This is a genomic window from Kitasatospora sp. NA04385, assembly GCF_013364235.1.
Taxonomy (GTDB): domain Bacteria; phylum Actinomycetota; class Actinomycetes; order Streptomycetales; family Streptomycetaceae; genus Kitasatospora.
Map to the genome: position 1 here is coordinate 5,532,501 of NZ_CP054919.1, position 14,943 is coordinate 5,547,443.

A 14,943-nucleotide genomic window follows, 5' to 3' on the forward strand; every position below is an offset into this window, starting at 1 on the left:
CGAGTGAGAATGCAGGCATGAGTAGCGATACAAGAGTGGGAAACTCTTGCGCCGATTGACCAAGGGTTCCTGGGTCAAGCTGATCTGCCCAGGGTAAGTCGGGACCTAAGGCGAGGCCGACAGGCGTAGTCGATGGACAACGGGTTGATATTCCCGTACCCGCTTTGAAGCGCCAACGTCGAACCAGGTGATGCTAAGGCCGTGAAGCCGGCCCGGAGTCTTCGGACGATGGGACGTGGTGGAGCCGCCGGTCCGAGCCTGTAGTAGGTGAGCGATGGGGTGACGCAGGAAGGTAGTCCAGCCCGGGCGGTGGTAGTCCCGGGGTAAGGGTGTAGGACGTTGCGTAGGCAAATCCGCGCAGCACATAGTCTGAGACCTGATGCCGAGCCGATTGTGGTGAAGTGGATGATCCTATGCTGTCGAGAAAAGCCTCTAGCGAGTTTCATGGCGGCCCGTACCCCAAACCGACTCAGGTGGTCAGGTAGAGAATACCGAGGCGTTCGGGTGAACTGTGGTTAAGGAACTCGGCAAAATGCCCCCGTAACTTCGGGAGAAGGGGGGCCATTGCTGGTGACGGGATTTTCTCCCCGAGCTGGTGGTGGCCGCAGAGACCAGCGAGAAGCGACTGTTTACTAAAAACACAGGTCCGTGCGAAGCCGTAAGGCGATGTATACGGACTGACGCCTGCCCGGTGCTGGAACGTTAAGGGGACCGGTTAGTCCGACTTCGGTCGGGCGAAGCTGAGAACTTAAGCGCCAGTAAACGGCGGTGGTAACTATAACCATCCTAAGGTAGCGAAATTCCTTGTCGGGTAAGTTCCGACCTGCACGAATGGCGTAACGACTTCTCGACTGTCTCAACCACAGGCCCGGTGAAATTGCATTACGAGTAAAGATGCTCGTTTCGCGCAGCAGGACGGAAAGACCCCGGGACCTTTACTATAGCTTGATATTGGTGTTCGGTTCGGCTTGTGTAGGATAGGTGGGAGACTGTGAGACCCGGACGCCAGTTCGGGTGGAGTCGACGTTGAAATACCACTCTGGTCGTGCTGGATGTCTAACCTGGGTCCGTGATCCGGATCAGGGACAGTGTCTGGTGGGTAGTTTAACTGGGGCGGTTGCCTCCTAAAGGGTAACGGAGGCGCCCAAAGGTTCCCTCAGCCTGGTTGGCAATCAGGTGTTGAGTGTAAGTGCACAAGGGAGCTTGACTGTGAGACTGACGGGTCGAGCAGGTACGAAAGTAGGGACTAGTGATCCGGCGGTGGCTTGTGGAAGCGCCGTCGCTCAACGGATAAAAGGTACCCCGGGGATAACAGGCTGATCTTCCCCAAGAGTCCATATCGACGGGATGGTTTGGCACCTCGATGTCGGCTCGTCGCATCCTGGGGCTGGAGTAGGTCCCAAGGGTTGGGCTGTTCGCCCATTAAAGCGGTACGCGAGCTGGGTTTAGAACGTCGTGAGACAGTTCGGTCCCTATCCGCTGTGCGCGTAGGAGTGTTGAGAAGGGCTGTCCCTAGTACGAGAGGACCGGGACGGACGAACCTCTGGTGTGCCAGTTGTCCTGCCAAGGGCATGGCTGGTTGGCTACGTTCGGGAGGGATAACCGCTGAAAGCATCTAAGCGGGAAGCCTGCTTCGAGATGAGCACTCCCACCTCCTTGAGAGGGTAAGGCTCCCAGTAGACGACTGGGTTGATAGGCCGGATATGGAAGCCCTGTGAGGGGTGGAGTTGACCGGTACTAATAGGCCGAGGGCTTGTCCTCAGTTGCTCGCGTCCACTGTGTTGTTCTGAAACAACGACCCCCACCCCCGTACGGGGTGGGCGGTGCACGGTTTCACCGTGTTTCGGTGGTCATAGCGTGAGGGAAACGCCCGGTTACATTCCGAACCCGGAAGCTAAGCCTCACAGCGCCGATGGTACTGCAGGGGGGACCCTGTGGGAGAGTAGGACGCCGCCGAACAATCATTGGGAGAAAGCCCCCTGACGGGAAGTCAGGGGGCTTTCTCGCGTTTCCGGGGGCGGACGGGTAGCCTGCGCCAATGCAGAACCTGACGTTGACGTGGCAAACCTCGGCCGGCGCCTCCGCGGCGCTGTACGCTGCGGCGTTCACCGTCAGGCGGGGAGCGGCTCGGCGGGCCGGCGGGGAGGGGCGGCGGCGGGCGGCGGCGGACGTGCTGCGGGAGGCGGGGACGCTACTGGCGTTGTTCGCGCTGTGGCAGGTGGTGGGGCACCTGTCGCTGCTGGGCACGGACCACGCGCTGGAGCGGGCGGAGTGGATCCACCGGACGGAGGGGGAGCTCGGGCTGCCGGACGAGGTGTCCTGGCAGCGGGCGGTGGTGGGGCACCCGTGGCTGGTGCAGGGGGCGAACTACTACTACGCGACCATGCACTTCGGCGTGATGCTGGTGGTGCTGCTGTGGTTGTTCCTGCGGCACCGGGCGCAGTACGCGCGGGTGCGGACGACGGTGGTGGCGACCACCGCGGTGTGCCTGCTGGTGCAGTTCGTTCCGGTGGCGCCGCCGCGGATGCTGCCGGGGAACGGGTTCGTCGACCTGGCGGAGCAGTACGGGCAGTCGGTGTACGGCAGCGCGGTGGCGGGGGTGGTGGCGGACCAGTTGTCGGCGATGCCCTCGGTGCACGTGGCGTGGTGCGTGATCGTGGCGGTGGCGGTGGTATCGGTGGCGCGCGGGCCGTGGCGCTGGCTGGTGGTGCTGCACCCGGTGGTGACGGTGTGGGTGGTGGTGGTGACGGCGAACCACTTCTGGGCGGACGGGCTGGTCGCGGTGGCGATCCTGCTGACCGTGTACCTGGTGCAGGCGGCGGTGTCGGGGTGGCGGCAGAAGGACGGCGGGGCGCCGGCCGTGGCGGAGGAGTCGGGGGAGCGGGAGCGCAGCGCGGTGCGGCAGGGCTGAGGGGAAGTTCAGCGGCCGGGCCGGGGCGGCCGGTCAGCCGGGCTGGGCGGAGAGCAGGGCCTCGGCGAGCGCGGTGCGGTAGTAGCGGCCGGGGGTGGTGGTGCCGGCGACCAGACGGGCGTCCAGCAGGACGGCGAGGTGGTCGTCGACGGCGGCCGGGCCGAGGCCGGTGAGGGCGGCGAGCTGGGTGGTGTCGCGGGGGTGGTCGAGGCCGGTCAGGAGCGCGGCGCGGGCGCTGCCGAGCAGTCGGCCCAGGCTGGCGGGCGGGGTGCGCCGGCCGAGGCCGGGGACGGGGGCGGCGGAGGTCGGGTAGACGACGGCGATGCGGGCGCGCGACTCGTCCGGGCAGAGCCAGCCGTGGCGGGCGCTGGTCGGGACGAACAGCAGCTCGGGGGCGGGGTGCGGGGACGGGGGGAGCTCGGGGGCGGTGAGGCGGAGGCGGCCGTCGGGGAGCCAGCGGTGCTGCGGGCCTAGCTGGGGGAGGGCGGCGGGCCAGCCGTGCCGTTCGGCGCGTTCCCGGCGGGTGGTGAGGTCGGTGCGGAGGGCGCGCAGGCGGGCGGGCCACTCGGGGCGGACGACGTGCTGCCACGTCCAGTCGAGGAGTTCCGCGAGGGCGGGGGGCAGGTCGGCGGCGGTGAGGTCGAGCAGGCGGGGGTCGGCGTCCGGGTCGGGCACGGGCAGGCGCAGTTCGGCGGGCCAGTCGGCGGGGTGGCGAGCGGTGAGCCAGCGGGCGGGGTCCGGGGTGGTCGCGAGGTGGGCCCGGAAGGCGGGTTGGTGGGCGGCGAGCCAGCCGCGGCGCCACGGTTCGGGGCGGATCTCGGCGAGGACGCCGACCGCGGCGACCGTCTCGACCAGGGGCGAGAGCGCGAAACGGCACCTCGCGAGGCACTCCGTGCCCACCAGCCACTGACCCATGCGCCCCCCTCCGCACGCAGACAGTAGCAACCGGAGGTGAACGGGGCAGGGGAATGCGGGAGGTGCCGGGTGGACGGGAGGGGCGGTCGGAGCGGTCCGGCTCCGACCGCCCCTCCCGTCCACCCGGCCGGTCAGCCGAGGCGGCGGCGCAGGCCCCAGGAGGTGAGGGCGGCGAGGGCCGCGGCGAGGGCGAGGTAGAGGCCGGTCTCGGCGAGCTGGAAGGTCCAGTAGCGGTCGGCCGGCTGGTAGTCGACGGCGACGTACAGGTCGGCTCCGGCCAGGCAGGCGCTGTCCGGGGGGAGCCGGTCGGAGCTCGGGCAGGGCTGGGTGCCGAGGGTGAGGGTACGGCCGGTGGCGTCGCGGACGGGCAGCGGGGTGCGTCCGGAGAGCACCCAGCCGTCGGGGACGTCGAAGCCGGCGAGTATCCGGGAGTCGGGGCCGAGGCGGCCGTCCGGGGTCTCGAAGCCGACGAGGGAGCTCCGGGAGGCCGCCGGGCCCTTGTTCAGGGCGGCCAGTTCGTGGACGGGCTGCTGCAGGTGCGGGCGGACGGCCAGCGGCACCAGGACCTGGACGGCGGCGAAGAGGGCCAGGGTGACGGCCGCCGCGGCGAGGGTGCGGCGCAGGAACAGGCCGACGCAGGCGCCGAGCGCGACCGCGAAGGCGGCGTAGCCGAGCGGGACGAGGCCGCGGAGGTCGAACAGCAGCGGCTGGAAGCGGTTGTGGTCGAAGCGGTCGAACGGGGCGGCGTACCAGGTCGTCAGCAGGCTGAGCAGTCCGGTGACCAGGACCGCGGCGGCGGTGGTGAGCAGCAGCTTGGCGGCCAGCCAGCGGCCGCGGGGGACGCTCTGGCTCCAGACCATCCGGTGGGTGCCGGTCTCCAGTTCGCGGGCGATCAGCGGGGCGCCCCAGAAGGCGCCGATCAGCGCGGGTGCGAGCAGCACGAGCGCGTCGGCGGCGAGCCAGGTGTTGCGCCTGCTGCTGATCAGCCGTTCCAGGTCGAAGCACCGGTTCGGGCCGCAGTCGGCGGGTAGGCCGTGCATCCCGTGCCGCAGCCGGACGCCGTCCACCAGCAGGTAGGCGGCGGCGAGGACGAGTGCGGCGGCGGCGGTGAGGAACTGGGCGCGCTGCTGGCGCCAGGTCAGCCAGGTCATCGTTGCGGCTCCGGGGTGGGGCGGGGGTCGGCGGCGTCCTCGGGGGCCGCGGCGGCGGACATGTGGTGCAGGACGAGGTCCTCCAGGCCGAGCGGTTCCATCACCCAGGACGGGTCGTCGACGGGGGCCTCGGCGCGGACGGTGAAGGTGCTCTGCCGTTCGGTGTGCTCGGCGCGCAGGACGTGCAGGGCGGCGGGCAGGGTGTCGGCGGCGCGGCGGGCGGTGGTGAGCCGGAAGTGGGTGGCGAGCAGGTCGTCGATGCCGCCCTGGGCGCGGACCCGGGAGTCGGCGAGCACGATCAGGTGGTCGCAGACCCGTTCCAGGTCGGAGAGCAGGTGGGAGGAGAGCACCACGGTGGCCTGCGGTTCGGCCTCGGCGACGAACTCCATCAGGCCCTGCAGGAACGCGCGCCGGGCCAGCGGGTCGAGGGCGGCCACCGGCTCGTCCAGCAGCAGGAGTTCGGGCCGTTTGGCGACGGCCAGGGCGAGGGCGAGCCGGGCGCGCTGGCCGCCGGAGAGGCGGCCGGCCTTCTGGGCGGGGTCGAGCCCGGCCTGCCGGACGCGGCGCTCGGCGAGGGCGGCGTCCCAGCGGGGGTTGAGCCGGGCGCCCAGCCGCAGGTGGTCGGCGACGGTGAGCGCCGGGTAGAGCGGGGTGTCCTGGGCGACGAAGCCGACCCGGGCGAGCTGGCCGGGCGGGGCGCCGAACACCTCGATGGTGCCCGCGGTGGGGGTGAGCAGGCCGCAGGCGAGCTGGAGCAGGGTGGACTTCCCGGCGCCGTTCGGGCCGACCAGGCCGACGACGCTCCCGGCCGGGACGCTCAGCGTGCAGTCGGTGAGGGCCGGGCGGCGGCCGTAGCGCTTGTGCAGCGCCCGGGCTTCGACGATCGCGGTCATCGCTCCTCTTCGGGGGGACTTCGGACGGTCTGGCGGAACAGCGCCTCGATGGACTCCTCGTCCAGCCCGGCGGCCCGGGCGGCGGCCAGCCAGCGGCTCAACTCCCGCCGCAGCGGCTCGTGTTCGGATACCGCGGGGGCGCCGAGGGTGCCGCTGACGAAGGTGCCGACGCCGGGCTTGGGGGAGACGAGCCCCTCGTTCTCCAGCTGGCGGTACGCCTTGAGCACGGTGTTGGGGTTGATCGCGACCTTGGCCGCGACCTCCTTGACCTTGGGCAGCCGGTCCCCCTCGGACAGCAGGCCCAGCCGCAGTGCCTGCCGCACCTGGTGGACCAGTTGCAGGTAGGGGGCGACGCCGGACCGGGGCTCGATGTGGAACTCGATCACCGCAACCTCATTTATCTAGGTTCCTAGCACTATAGAACTGAAGGGCCGTCATTCCTGTCAAGTCAATGATCGCAATCCGGAGTTGACCTGCGGACATGCCGGAGCCCGGGCGCCGTGGGGGTGGCGTCCGGGCTCCGGGACGAGCGGTGGTGCGTGAACTGCGCTGCGGTGGCGGGTGGTTACCGGACCGGGAAGGCCACCCGGCCCCAGCGGCCGCCGGTCAGCTCGGCGGTGGCCGAGTACCAGGCGGCCAGGCCGGCCGCGGCGGCGACCCAGCCGCCGACCTTGCCCCAGCCGGAGGCGTCGCCGAACGCCCCGATGGCGCTGAGCACCAGGGAGACGGTCAGCAGGCCGTACACCGCGCGGGTGAGCAGGCCGGCGCCCCAGGAGGCGGCCGTCAGGGTGAGCGCCAGCAGCGCCCACAGCAGCAGGAACAGGCCCGCGGTGTTCTTGCCGGCCGGGCCGGCGGCGGCCCAGGTCGCCCAGAAGGCGCCCAGGGCGGTGAACGCGGTGCCGCTGAAGCGGTCGCCGCCGCGGAACTGCCAGAGGCCGGCGACGAACAGCGTCACACCGCCGACCAGGTGGGCCAGCGAGGAGGCGCCGCCGGCCGAGGTGCCGCTGAGGACACCCGTGCCGAGCAGGCCGTACGCCAGCAGAGTCAGACCGAGGGCCAGGTAACCGAGCGGACCCGCGTCAGCGGATCGGGCGTTCGCCCCGGGGGCTTCGTTGCTCACCGGAGGCTCCTTTCACTCCGCGCCAGGGCATGGCGGGATCACGGTGAAAAGTGGGTGGGTGAAGGTGGTGCCGGGTGCCGGGTCGTGGGCGCACCGAAGAGAGGGTGCGGCGGCTGCGGCGAGTGAGAGAACCGGCGGCCGAGCCGCCGGTCGTGCCCTCCGGGGTGGAAGCCCCCGGTGCTTACGATGTACCCGGCTCCCGCGTTTTGTACGCTTGTGAATCACGCAGGATGAGCAAGTGTGAGCAAACCGTGACTAGTTCGGGTGCGGGGCCGGTCCGGTCGTGACAGCGGGCCGGCCCCGCGCCCGGTCAGCCCTGGCGCTGGGTCGGGATCCGCAGGGTCAGGATCGCCATGTCGTCGGACGGCGGCTCGGGTGCGAAGCGCTCCACCGCCCGCTGCACCCGGGCCGCGACCGCGCCCGCGGTCAGGCCCGCGCAGCCGGTCAGCACCTCGGCCAGGCCGTCGTCGCCGAGCATCCGGCGGCCCTCCCGGCGCTCGGTCACGCCGTCCGTCACGCACAGCAGCACCTCGCCCGGGGCGAGCACCAACTCCTCGGCGGTCAGCTCCAGTTCGTCCATCACGCCGAGCAGCGGCTGCGGCGAGGCGGCCTGGTCGACCTGCCCGTCGGTGCGCAGCCGCAGCGGCAGCGGGTGGCCGGCGCAGACCAGCGACAGCACGGTCGAACCGTCCTCGCGGGGCGTCAGTTCGCCGTACAGCAGGGTCAGGAAGCGGGCCCGGCTGCCCTCGTCGAGGATCGCCGCGTTCAGCCGGGTGAGCACCTGCGGGGCGCTCAGGCCCTCGCGGGCCAGCAGGCGCAGCGAGTGGCGGGCCAGGCCGGTGACCGAGGCGGCCTCCGGGCCGGTGCCGCAGACGTCGCCGATCGCGAAGCCGTAGGTGCCCTCGCGGATCGGGAACAGGTCGTAGAAGTCGCCGCCGACCTCGTTGCCCTCGCCCGCGGCCTGGTAGAAGACCTCCACCTCGACGCCCGGGATCTTCGGCAGCTCGGGCGGCAGCAGGGCGCGCTGGAAGGCCTGGCTGGTGGCGGTGCGCTCGGAGTACAGGCGCGAGTTGTCCAGCGCCAGGGCGGCCCGGCGGGAGAGGTCCTCGCCGAGCTCCAGGATCTCCTGGCGGAACCGGACGCCGCGCCGGGTGCCGAGCACCAGCAGGCCGATCACCCGGTTGCGGGCGGACAGCGGCAGCACCACCGTCTCGCCGAGCTCCGCGCCCACCGGGTGCCCGATCGCCCGGGCGGTCTCGGCGGGCGCGCTCCACGGGCGGGCGCCCGGGCTGGGCTCCGCCGCCGGGACGGGCGACTTGTCGAGCAGGGCGCGCAGCGCGTCGATCCGGTCCTCGTCCTCGTGCAGCACGAAGGCGAGTTCGGCGTCCGTCGCCTGGTCCGGCGTGGTGTAGACGGCGCACCAGGAGGAGAGCGTGGGGACGGCCATCTGCGCCATCAGGGCGAGCGTCTGCTCGTGCTCCAGGGTGCCCGCGAGCAGGTCGGAGGCCTCCACCAGGAAGGACAGCGAGCCGCGGCGCAGCCGCTCCAGCTCGCCGAGGCGGGCGCTCTCCAGGGCCAGCGCGATCCGGTCGGCGGCGAACTGCAGGCGCAGCGCGTCCTCGTTGTCGTAGCGGCCGGGGGCGGCCGCGGCCACCCCGAGCGAGCCGGTCAGCCGGCCCTCGACCTTGAGCGGGACGGTGATCAGCGAGCGCAGCTCGGTGCCGTCCAGCAGCGGGGCGGCGCCGGTCGGGCGGACCGACAGGTCCTCGTGGACGGCGGGCAGCCGGGCCGAGTCGAAGCGGCCCGCGCCGCCGTCGACCGGCAGCCGGGAGAAGCGGCGGGACGGGCCGGCCAGGCCGGTCGCGGCGCGCAGCTCGAACTCGGTCTCGTCCTCGCTGGTGAGCAGCAGGTAGGAGGCGTCGGCGTCGAGCAGGTCGCGGGCGCGCTCGACGATCCGCTGCAGCAGGCTGGACAGGTCGTCGGGGGAGACCGGGCCGACCAGCAGGTCCAGCGGTTCGACGGCGGTGGTGGCGCCCTCCACGGCGGCGCCCGGGGTGCCGGGGGTGCGCAGCACCGCGCGGTCGGCCTCCCGCACCAGCAGGCACAGCACGGTCGGGGTGCCCGCGCTGTCGCGCAGCCGCACGTGCGTGCCGTAGACCTCCTGCACCGCGCCGTCGCCGCCGCGCACCGCGTACGAGCCCTCCCAGCGGGCCAGGCGCAGGGTGTCGCCGAGGCCGAGGCCGGGGGTCTGCGGCCAGACGGCCAGTTCGGCCCAGGGGCGGCCGAACACGGCGTCCGGGGGCCGGTGGAAGAGCGACTCGGCGTCGGCGTTCCAGTGCCGCACCCGGCCGTGGTCGTCGAGCTGGACCACGGCGACCCGCACCGGCCCGTCCGCGGTCGGGAGTTCGCCGCCGGGCAGGCTGGGCAGCGCGTACCGGGTGCCGGGGTGCTGCTCGGGCAGCGCCAGGCGGAACCACACGGTCTTGCGGCCGGCCGCGTACTCCACGCCCCAACTGCTGGACAGCGCCGAGCACATCAGCAGGCCGCGGCCGCCCTCGCCGTCCGGGTCGGCGTACCGCTCGGAGTTCATCGTCACGTTGGCGAAGGAGGGCAGGCCGCGCTCGGGGTGCCGGTCGCTGACCTCGATCCGGACGGTGTCCTCCTCGCGCAGGCAGGCCACCTCGGCGGCCGTCCCGGCGTGCACCACCGCGTTGGTGACCAGCTCGCTGACCAGCACCACGGCGTCGTCCACCACCTCCGGCACGCCCCACCCGAGCAGGGCGTCCCGGACGAAGCCGCGGGCCGCGGCGGCCGACCGGTCGACCGGTTCGAAGGTGGCGGCTGCGCGCGCGGTGACCACGGCCACGTCTCCTCTGCTGCTGCTGGTCCGACGGACGGCTGGGGCGGACGGTTTCGGGCGGTTCGGACGGTGCCCGGGCGGTGCGACGGACGCCGGACGGCGCCGCCCGGGCCCGGTGCGGCCCTCCACCCTACTTTCCGGTTGGTACCCCGTGGGCCCCGGGCGCCGAAACAGGTCCCTGGGAGTGATTTCGTTCACCACTTTCCCTGGTCGCCGGGAAAACCCTCCGCAACCGGTCCGACACTGGATGCCAGTGCTGTCACACTGGGGGGTCCGCGTGCCGTCACCGCCGCAGTACGGTCGAACGGGACGGCGCGGGAGCGACGGCCGGACGCCTCTCCTCCCGCGGCGGTGAACCGAGTCAGGACCTGGGAGGGCCCCGTTGAGTTCGGCGACCAAGGACGTGTCCGGTACGACGACCGCCGCTGCGCGCGGCGCCCGCCCGGTGCCGCCGTCGCGGGCCGGCGGCGGGCGGCGCCCGGGGCAGGGGCGCGGCGCGGAGCCCGCGGAGCTGCGCAAGCTGCTGACCGCGCTGACCGCGATGCGCGACGGCAACTTCCGCCGCCGGCTGACCTTCCCCGGTGACGGCCTGCTGGCGGAGATCGCCGCGGTGTTCAACGAGGTCGCCGAGCGCAACCAGCACCTGACCGGCGAGCTGGCCCGGGTGCGGCGGGCGGTGGGCCGCGAGGGCCGGCTGTCCGAGCGGCTGGAGAGCGGCATCGGCGAGGGCGCCTGGATGGCGGCCGTCGACAACTGCAACGCGCTGATCGACGACCTGGCCCGGCCGATGGCCGAGGTCGGCCGGGTGCTGTCCTCGATCGCCGAGGGCGACCTGACGCAGAGCATGGAGCTGCGCTCGCTGCACACCACCGGGGCGAGCTACCCGCTGCGCGGCGAGTTCCTGAAGGTCGGCCGGACCGTCAACGGCCTGGTCGACCAGCTCTCCGAGTTCACCGACGAGGTGACCCGGGTGGCGATCGAGGTCGGCACCGAGGGCAAGCTCGGCGGCCAGGCCCGGGTGCGCAGCGTCTCCGGCTCCTGGAAGGACCTGTCGGACTCGGTCAACACCATGGCCGGGCGGCTGACCGCGCAGGTGCGCAACATCGCCGAGGTGACCACCGCGGTGGCCCGCGGCGACCTGTCGCGCAAGGTCACCGTGGACGTCGACGGCGAGATGCTGGAGCTGAAGAACACCGTCAACACCATGGTGGACCAGCTCAACTCGTTCGCCGCGCAGGTCACCACGGTGGCCCGGGACGTGGGCACCGAGGGCCGCCTCGGCGGCCAGGCGCAGGTGTCGGGCGTGGCCGGCGTGTGGCGCGACCTCACCGACTCGGTGAACTTCATGGCGGCCAACCTGACCGCGCAGGTGCGCAACATCGCCGAGGTGACCACCGCGGTCGCCAAGGGCGACCTCTCGCGCAAGATCGAGGTCGACGCCCGGGGCGAGATCCTGGAGCTGAAGAACACCATCAACACCATGGTCGACCAGCTGTCCGGGTTCGCCGAGCAGGTCACCCGGGTCTCCCGCGAGGTGGGCACCGACGGCATCCTCGGCGGGCAGGCCCAGGTGCCGGGCGTGGCCGGGGTCTGGAAGGACCTCACCGAGAACGTCAACTCGATGGCGAACAACCTGACCAGCCAGGTCCGCGGCATCGCCCAGGTCACCACCGCGGTCGCCAAGGGCGACCTGTCGCAGAAGATCCAGGTCGATGCCCGGGGCGAGATCCTGGAGCTGAAGAACACCATCAACACCATGGTCGACCAGCTCTCGGCGTTCGCGGACGAGGTCACCCGGGTCGCCCGGGACGTCGGCACCGAGGGCATCCTCGGCGGCCAGGCCAGCGTGCCCGGGGTCTCCGGCACCTGGAAGGACCTCACCAACTCGGTGAACCTGATGGCCAACAACCTGACCAGCCAGGTGCGTTCGATCGCCGAGGTGACCACCGCGGTGGCACGCGGCGACGTCTCCAAGAAGATCACCGTCGACGCGAAGGGCGAGATCCGCGAACTCGTCACCACCGTCAACACCATGGTCGAGCAGCTGTCCGCGTTCGCCGACGAGGTGACCCGGGTGGCCCGCGAGGTCGGCACCGACGGCATCCTGGGCGGTCAGGCCCGGGTCTCCGGCGTCTCCGGCATCTGGCGCGACCTGACCGACAACGTCAACCTGATGGCGTCCAACCTGACCAGCCAGGTCCGCAACATCGCCGAGGTCGCCTCCGCGGTGGCCCGCGGCGACCTGTCCAAGAAGATCGCCATCGACGCGGCCGGCGAGGTCGCCGCGCTCGCCGACACCCTCAACACCATGGTCGACCAGCTGTCGGCCTTCGCCGTCGAAGTCACCCGCGTCGCGCGCGAGGTGGGCACCGACGGCATCCTGGGCGGCCAGGCCAGCGTGCCCGGCGTCGCCGGGATCTGGAAGGACCTGACCGAGAACGTCAACCTGATGGCCAACAACCTCACCGGCCAGGTCCGCAACATCGCGCTCGTCATCACCGCCGTCGCCCGCGGCGACCTCTCGCAGAAGATCGACGTCGACGCCCGGGGCGAGATCCTGGAGCTCAAGACCAGCATCAACACTATGGTCGACCAGCTCTCCGCGTTCGCCGACGAGGTCACCCGGGTCGCCCGCGAGGTGGGCACCGACGGGCGGCTCGGCGGCCAGGCCCGCGTCCCCGGCGTGGCCGGTACCTGGCAGGACCTCACCGAGTCGGTGAACGAGCTCGCCAACAACCTGACCCGGCAGGTGCGCGCGATCGCCCAGGTCGCCACCGCCGTCACCCGCGGCGACCTGTCGCCCCGGATCAACGTGGACGCGTCCGGCGAGCTCGACGAGCTCAAGGACAACATCAACCAGATGATCGCCAACCTGCGCGAGACCACCCGGACCAACAAGGAGCAGGACTGGCTCAAGTCCAACCTGGCCCGGATGTCCGGCCTGCTGCAGGGCCGCCGCGACCTGTCCGCCGTCGCCTCGCTGATCATGAGCGAGCTCACCCCGGTGGTCTCCGCCCAGCACGGCGCCTTCTTCCTCGCCCAGCCCGCCGGCCGGGCCGCCGAACTCGTCACCGAGGACGACGACGAGAACGACGTGGTGCTGCGCCTGATCGGCTCCTACGGCTACCACCGGCGCACCATGCCCACCACCTTCCGGCTCGGCGAGGGCCTGATCGGGCAGGCCGCCGTGGAGAAGCGGCCGATCGTGCTCAAGGAGACCCCGCCCGGCTACCTGAAGATCTCCTCCGGCCTCGGCGAGTCCTCCCCGGCGCACGTGGTGGTGATGCCGGTGCTGTTCGAGGGCCGGCTGCTCGGCGTGATCGAACTCGCCACCTTCTCCAGCTTCACCACCGTCGCGCTGGACTTCCTCAACCAGATCGCCGACCAGATCGGCGTCACCGTCAACACCATCTCGGTCAACACCAAGACCGAGGGCCTGCTGCTGGAGTCCCAGCGGCTGACCGCCGAGCTCTCGATGCGCTCCGCCGAGCTGGAGGCCCGCCAGGAGGAGCTGGAGCGCACCAACGAGGAGCTCCAGGAGAAGGCCGAGCAGCTCGCCCAGCAGAACCGCGACATCGAGATCAAGAACATCGAGATCGAGGAGGCCCGGCAGATCCTGGAGGAGCGCGCCGAGCAGCTCTCGCAGGCCTCCCGCTACAAGAGCGAGTTCCTCGCCAACATGTCGCACGAGCTGCGCACCCCGCTCAACTCGCTGCTGATCCTGGCCAAGCTGCTCTCCGACAACAACGAGGGCAACCTCTCCGCCAAGCAGGTCGAGTTCGCCGAGACCATCCACGGCGCGGGCAGCGACCTGCTCCAGCTGATCAACGACATCCTCGACCTGTCCAAGGTCGAGGCCGGCAAGATGGACGTCCGCCCGGCCCGGATCGCGCTCGTCCAGCTGGTCGACTACGTGGAGGCCGCGTTCCGGCCGCTGGCCGCCGACAAGAACCTGGACTTCGCGGTCCGGGTCTCCCCGGCCCTGCCGGTCACCCTGCACACCGACGAGCAGCGCCTCCAGCAGGTGCTGCGCAACCTGCTGTCCAACGCCGTGAAGTTCACCGACGCCGGCGCGGTCGAGCTGATGATCCGCCCGGTGGCCGGCCAGGAGATCCCGCAGCACGTGCGCGAGCAGCTGCTGGAGTCCGGCACCATGACCGACCCGGACGAGCCGCTGATCGCCTTCTCGGTCTCCGACACCGGCATCGGTATCCCCGGTGACAAGCTCCGGGAGATCTTCGAGGCGTTCAAGCAGGCCGACGGCGGCACCAGCCGCAAGTACGGCGGCACCGGCCTGGGCCTGTCGATCAGCCGGGAGATCGCCCGGCTGCTCGGCGGCGAGATCCACGTCGAGAGCGAGATCCGCCGGGGCTCGGTCTTCACCCTCTACCTGCCGCTGCGCAGCGAGGGACCCGAACCGGTCACCCTGGAGCGCGGGGGCGCCCCGCGCGCCCTCGAAGCCCCCCGCACGCCCGCCGAGCAGTGGACCCAGGAGGCCCGCGGCCTGGTCGAGGAGCGCCGCCGCTCCACCGCGGAGCGCCGCCGCCCCGCCGACACCCCGCGCGGCGCGCCCGCCGAGGAGACCGTCCCGCGCCAGGGCGAGCCCGTCCGCGCCGCGGCCGGCACCCCGCCCCGCTTCGACGGCGAGCGCGTCCTGATCGTCGACGACGACATCCGCAACGTCTTCGCCCTCACCAGCGTGCTGGAGCAGTACGGCCTGACCGTGCTGTACGCCGAGAACGGCCGCGAGGGCATCGAGATGCTCGAACAGCACGAGGACGTCGCCCTGGTGCTGATGGACATCATGATGCCCGAGCTGGACGGCTACGCGACCACCGAGCAGATCCGCCGGATGCCCCGGTTCTCCGGCCTGCCGATCATCGCGCTGACCGCCAAGGCGATGAAGGGCGACCGCGAGAAGAGCCTCCAGGCGGGCGCCACCGACCACATCACCAAGCCGGTGGAGACCGACCACCTGCTGGCGGTGATGCGCCAGCACCTGCCCGTCAGGTGACCGCCACCCGCGGGGGCCCCTCCCGGCTGGCCCCCGCGGGCGGGAACCCGGTAGGGTCACCGCTCGTTGCCAACAGTGA

General features: G+C 71.6%; 8 protein-coding genes and 2 rRNA genes (1 of these 10 cut by a window edge). 4 read left to right on the forward strand and 6 right to left on the reverse strand.

The window, feature by feature from the left end:
• The 3 genes from HUT16_RS24690 to HUT16_RS24700 all read left to right on the forward strand — a co-directional run.
• Positions 1-1,761: ribosomal RNA gene (locus HUT16_RS24690) — 23S ribosomal RNA — on the forward strand (it extends 1,345 nt beyond the left edge of the window).
• 81 nt (positions 1,762-1,842) lie between these two features.
• Positions 1,843-1,959, forward strand: a 5S ribosomal RNA gene (rrf, locus tag HUT16_RS24695).
• A 79-nt stretch (positions 1,960-2,038) separates the two neighbouring features.
• Positions 2,039-2,911: a phosphatase PAP2 family protein gene (locus HUT16_RS24700; protein ID WP_303392098.1), complete on the forward strand. Its 873-nt coding sequence runs from the start codon at positions 2,039-2,041 to the stop codon at positions 2,909-2,911.
• 33 nt (positions 2,912-2,944) lie between these two features.
• On the opposite strand, the gene HUT16_RS39330 is transcribed toward HUT16_RS24700, so the two are convergent.
• The 6 genes from HUT16_RS39330 to HUT16_RS24730 form a co-directional block, all read right to left on the reverse strand.
• On the reverse strand, positions 2,945-3,826 hold the full coding sequence (locus HUT16_RS39330) for an ArsR family transcriptional regulator (RefSeq protein ID WP_176190253.1): 882 nt from the start codon (positions 3,824-3,826) through the stop codon (positions 2,945-2,947).
• A gap of 131 nt (positions 3,827-3,957) precedes the next feature.
• Positions 3,958-4,977, reverse strand: a complete 1,020-nt coding sequence (locus HUT16_RS24710; protein ID WP_176190254.1) for an ABC transporter permease subunit — start codon at positions 4,975-4,977, stop codon at positions 3,958-3,960.
• A complete protein-coding gene (locus HUT16_RS24715) occupies positions 4,974-5,870 on the reverse strand; it encodes an ABC transporter ATP-binding protein (RefSeq protein WP_176190255.1) in 897 nt (298 codons plus the stop codon). The genes HUT16_RS24710 and HUT16_RS24715 overlap by 4 nt, the downstream gene beginning before the upstream one ends.
• Entirely contained in the window at positions 5,867-6,256 is a 390-nt protein-coding gene (locus HUT16_RS24720) for a GntR family transcriptional regulator (protein ID WP_176190256.1), read from the reverse strand. Before HUT16_RS24720 ends, HUT16_RS24715 begins: the two co-directional genes overlap by 4 nt.
• A gap of 179 nt (positions 6,257-6,435) precedes the next feature.
• Complete coding sequence (locus HUT16_RS24725; RefSeq protein WP_176190257.1) at positions 6,436-6,990, reverse strand: acetate uptake transporter; 555 nt, start codon at positions 6,988-6,990, stop codon at positions 6,436-6,438.
• A 310-nt stretch (positions 6,991-7,300) separates the two neighbouring features.
• The gene (locus HUT16_RS24730; protein WP_176190258.1) at positions 7,301-9,850 is read right to left on the reverse strand and encodes a SpoIIE family protein phosphatase; all 2,550 of its coding nucleotides are present in this window, start codon (positions 9,848-9,850) and stop codon (positions 7,301-7,303) included.
• Between the two features lie 541 nt (positions 9,851-10,391).
• On the opposite strand from HUT16_RS24730, the gene HUT16_RS24735 reads away from it, so the two are divergent.
• Positions 10,392-14,864, forward strand: a complete 4,473-nt coding sequence (locus HUT16_RS24735) for a HAMP domain-containing protein (RefSeq protein ID WP_176192854.1) — start codon at positions 10,392-10,394, stop codon at positions 14,862-14,864.
• The last annotated feature ends 79 nt before the right edge of the window (positions 14,865-14,943 follow it).

Coding starts and splice junctions, on each gene's coding strand:
- HUT16_RS24700 (WP_303392098.1), top strand. CDS start 2,039: ATGCAGAACCTGACGTTGACGTGGCAAACCTCGGCCGGCGCCTCCGCG.
- HUT16_RS39330 (WP_176190253.1), bottom strand. CDS start 3,826: ATGGGTCAGTGGCTGGTGGGCACGGAGTGCCTCGCGAGGTGCCGTTTC.
- HUT16_RS24710 (WP_176190254.1), bottom strand. CDS start 4,977: ATGACCTGGCTGACCTGGCGCCAGCAGCGCGCCCAGTTCCTCACCGCC.
- HUT16_RS24715 (WP_176190255.1), bottom strand. CDS start 5,870: ATGACCGCGATCGTCGAAGCCCGGGCGCTGCACAAGCGCTACGGCCGC.
- HUT16_RS24735 (WP_176192854.1), top strand. CDS start 10,392: ATGCGCGACGGCAACTTCCGCCGCCGGCTGACCTTCCCCGGTGACGGC.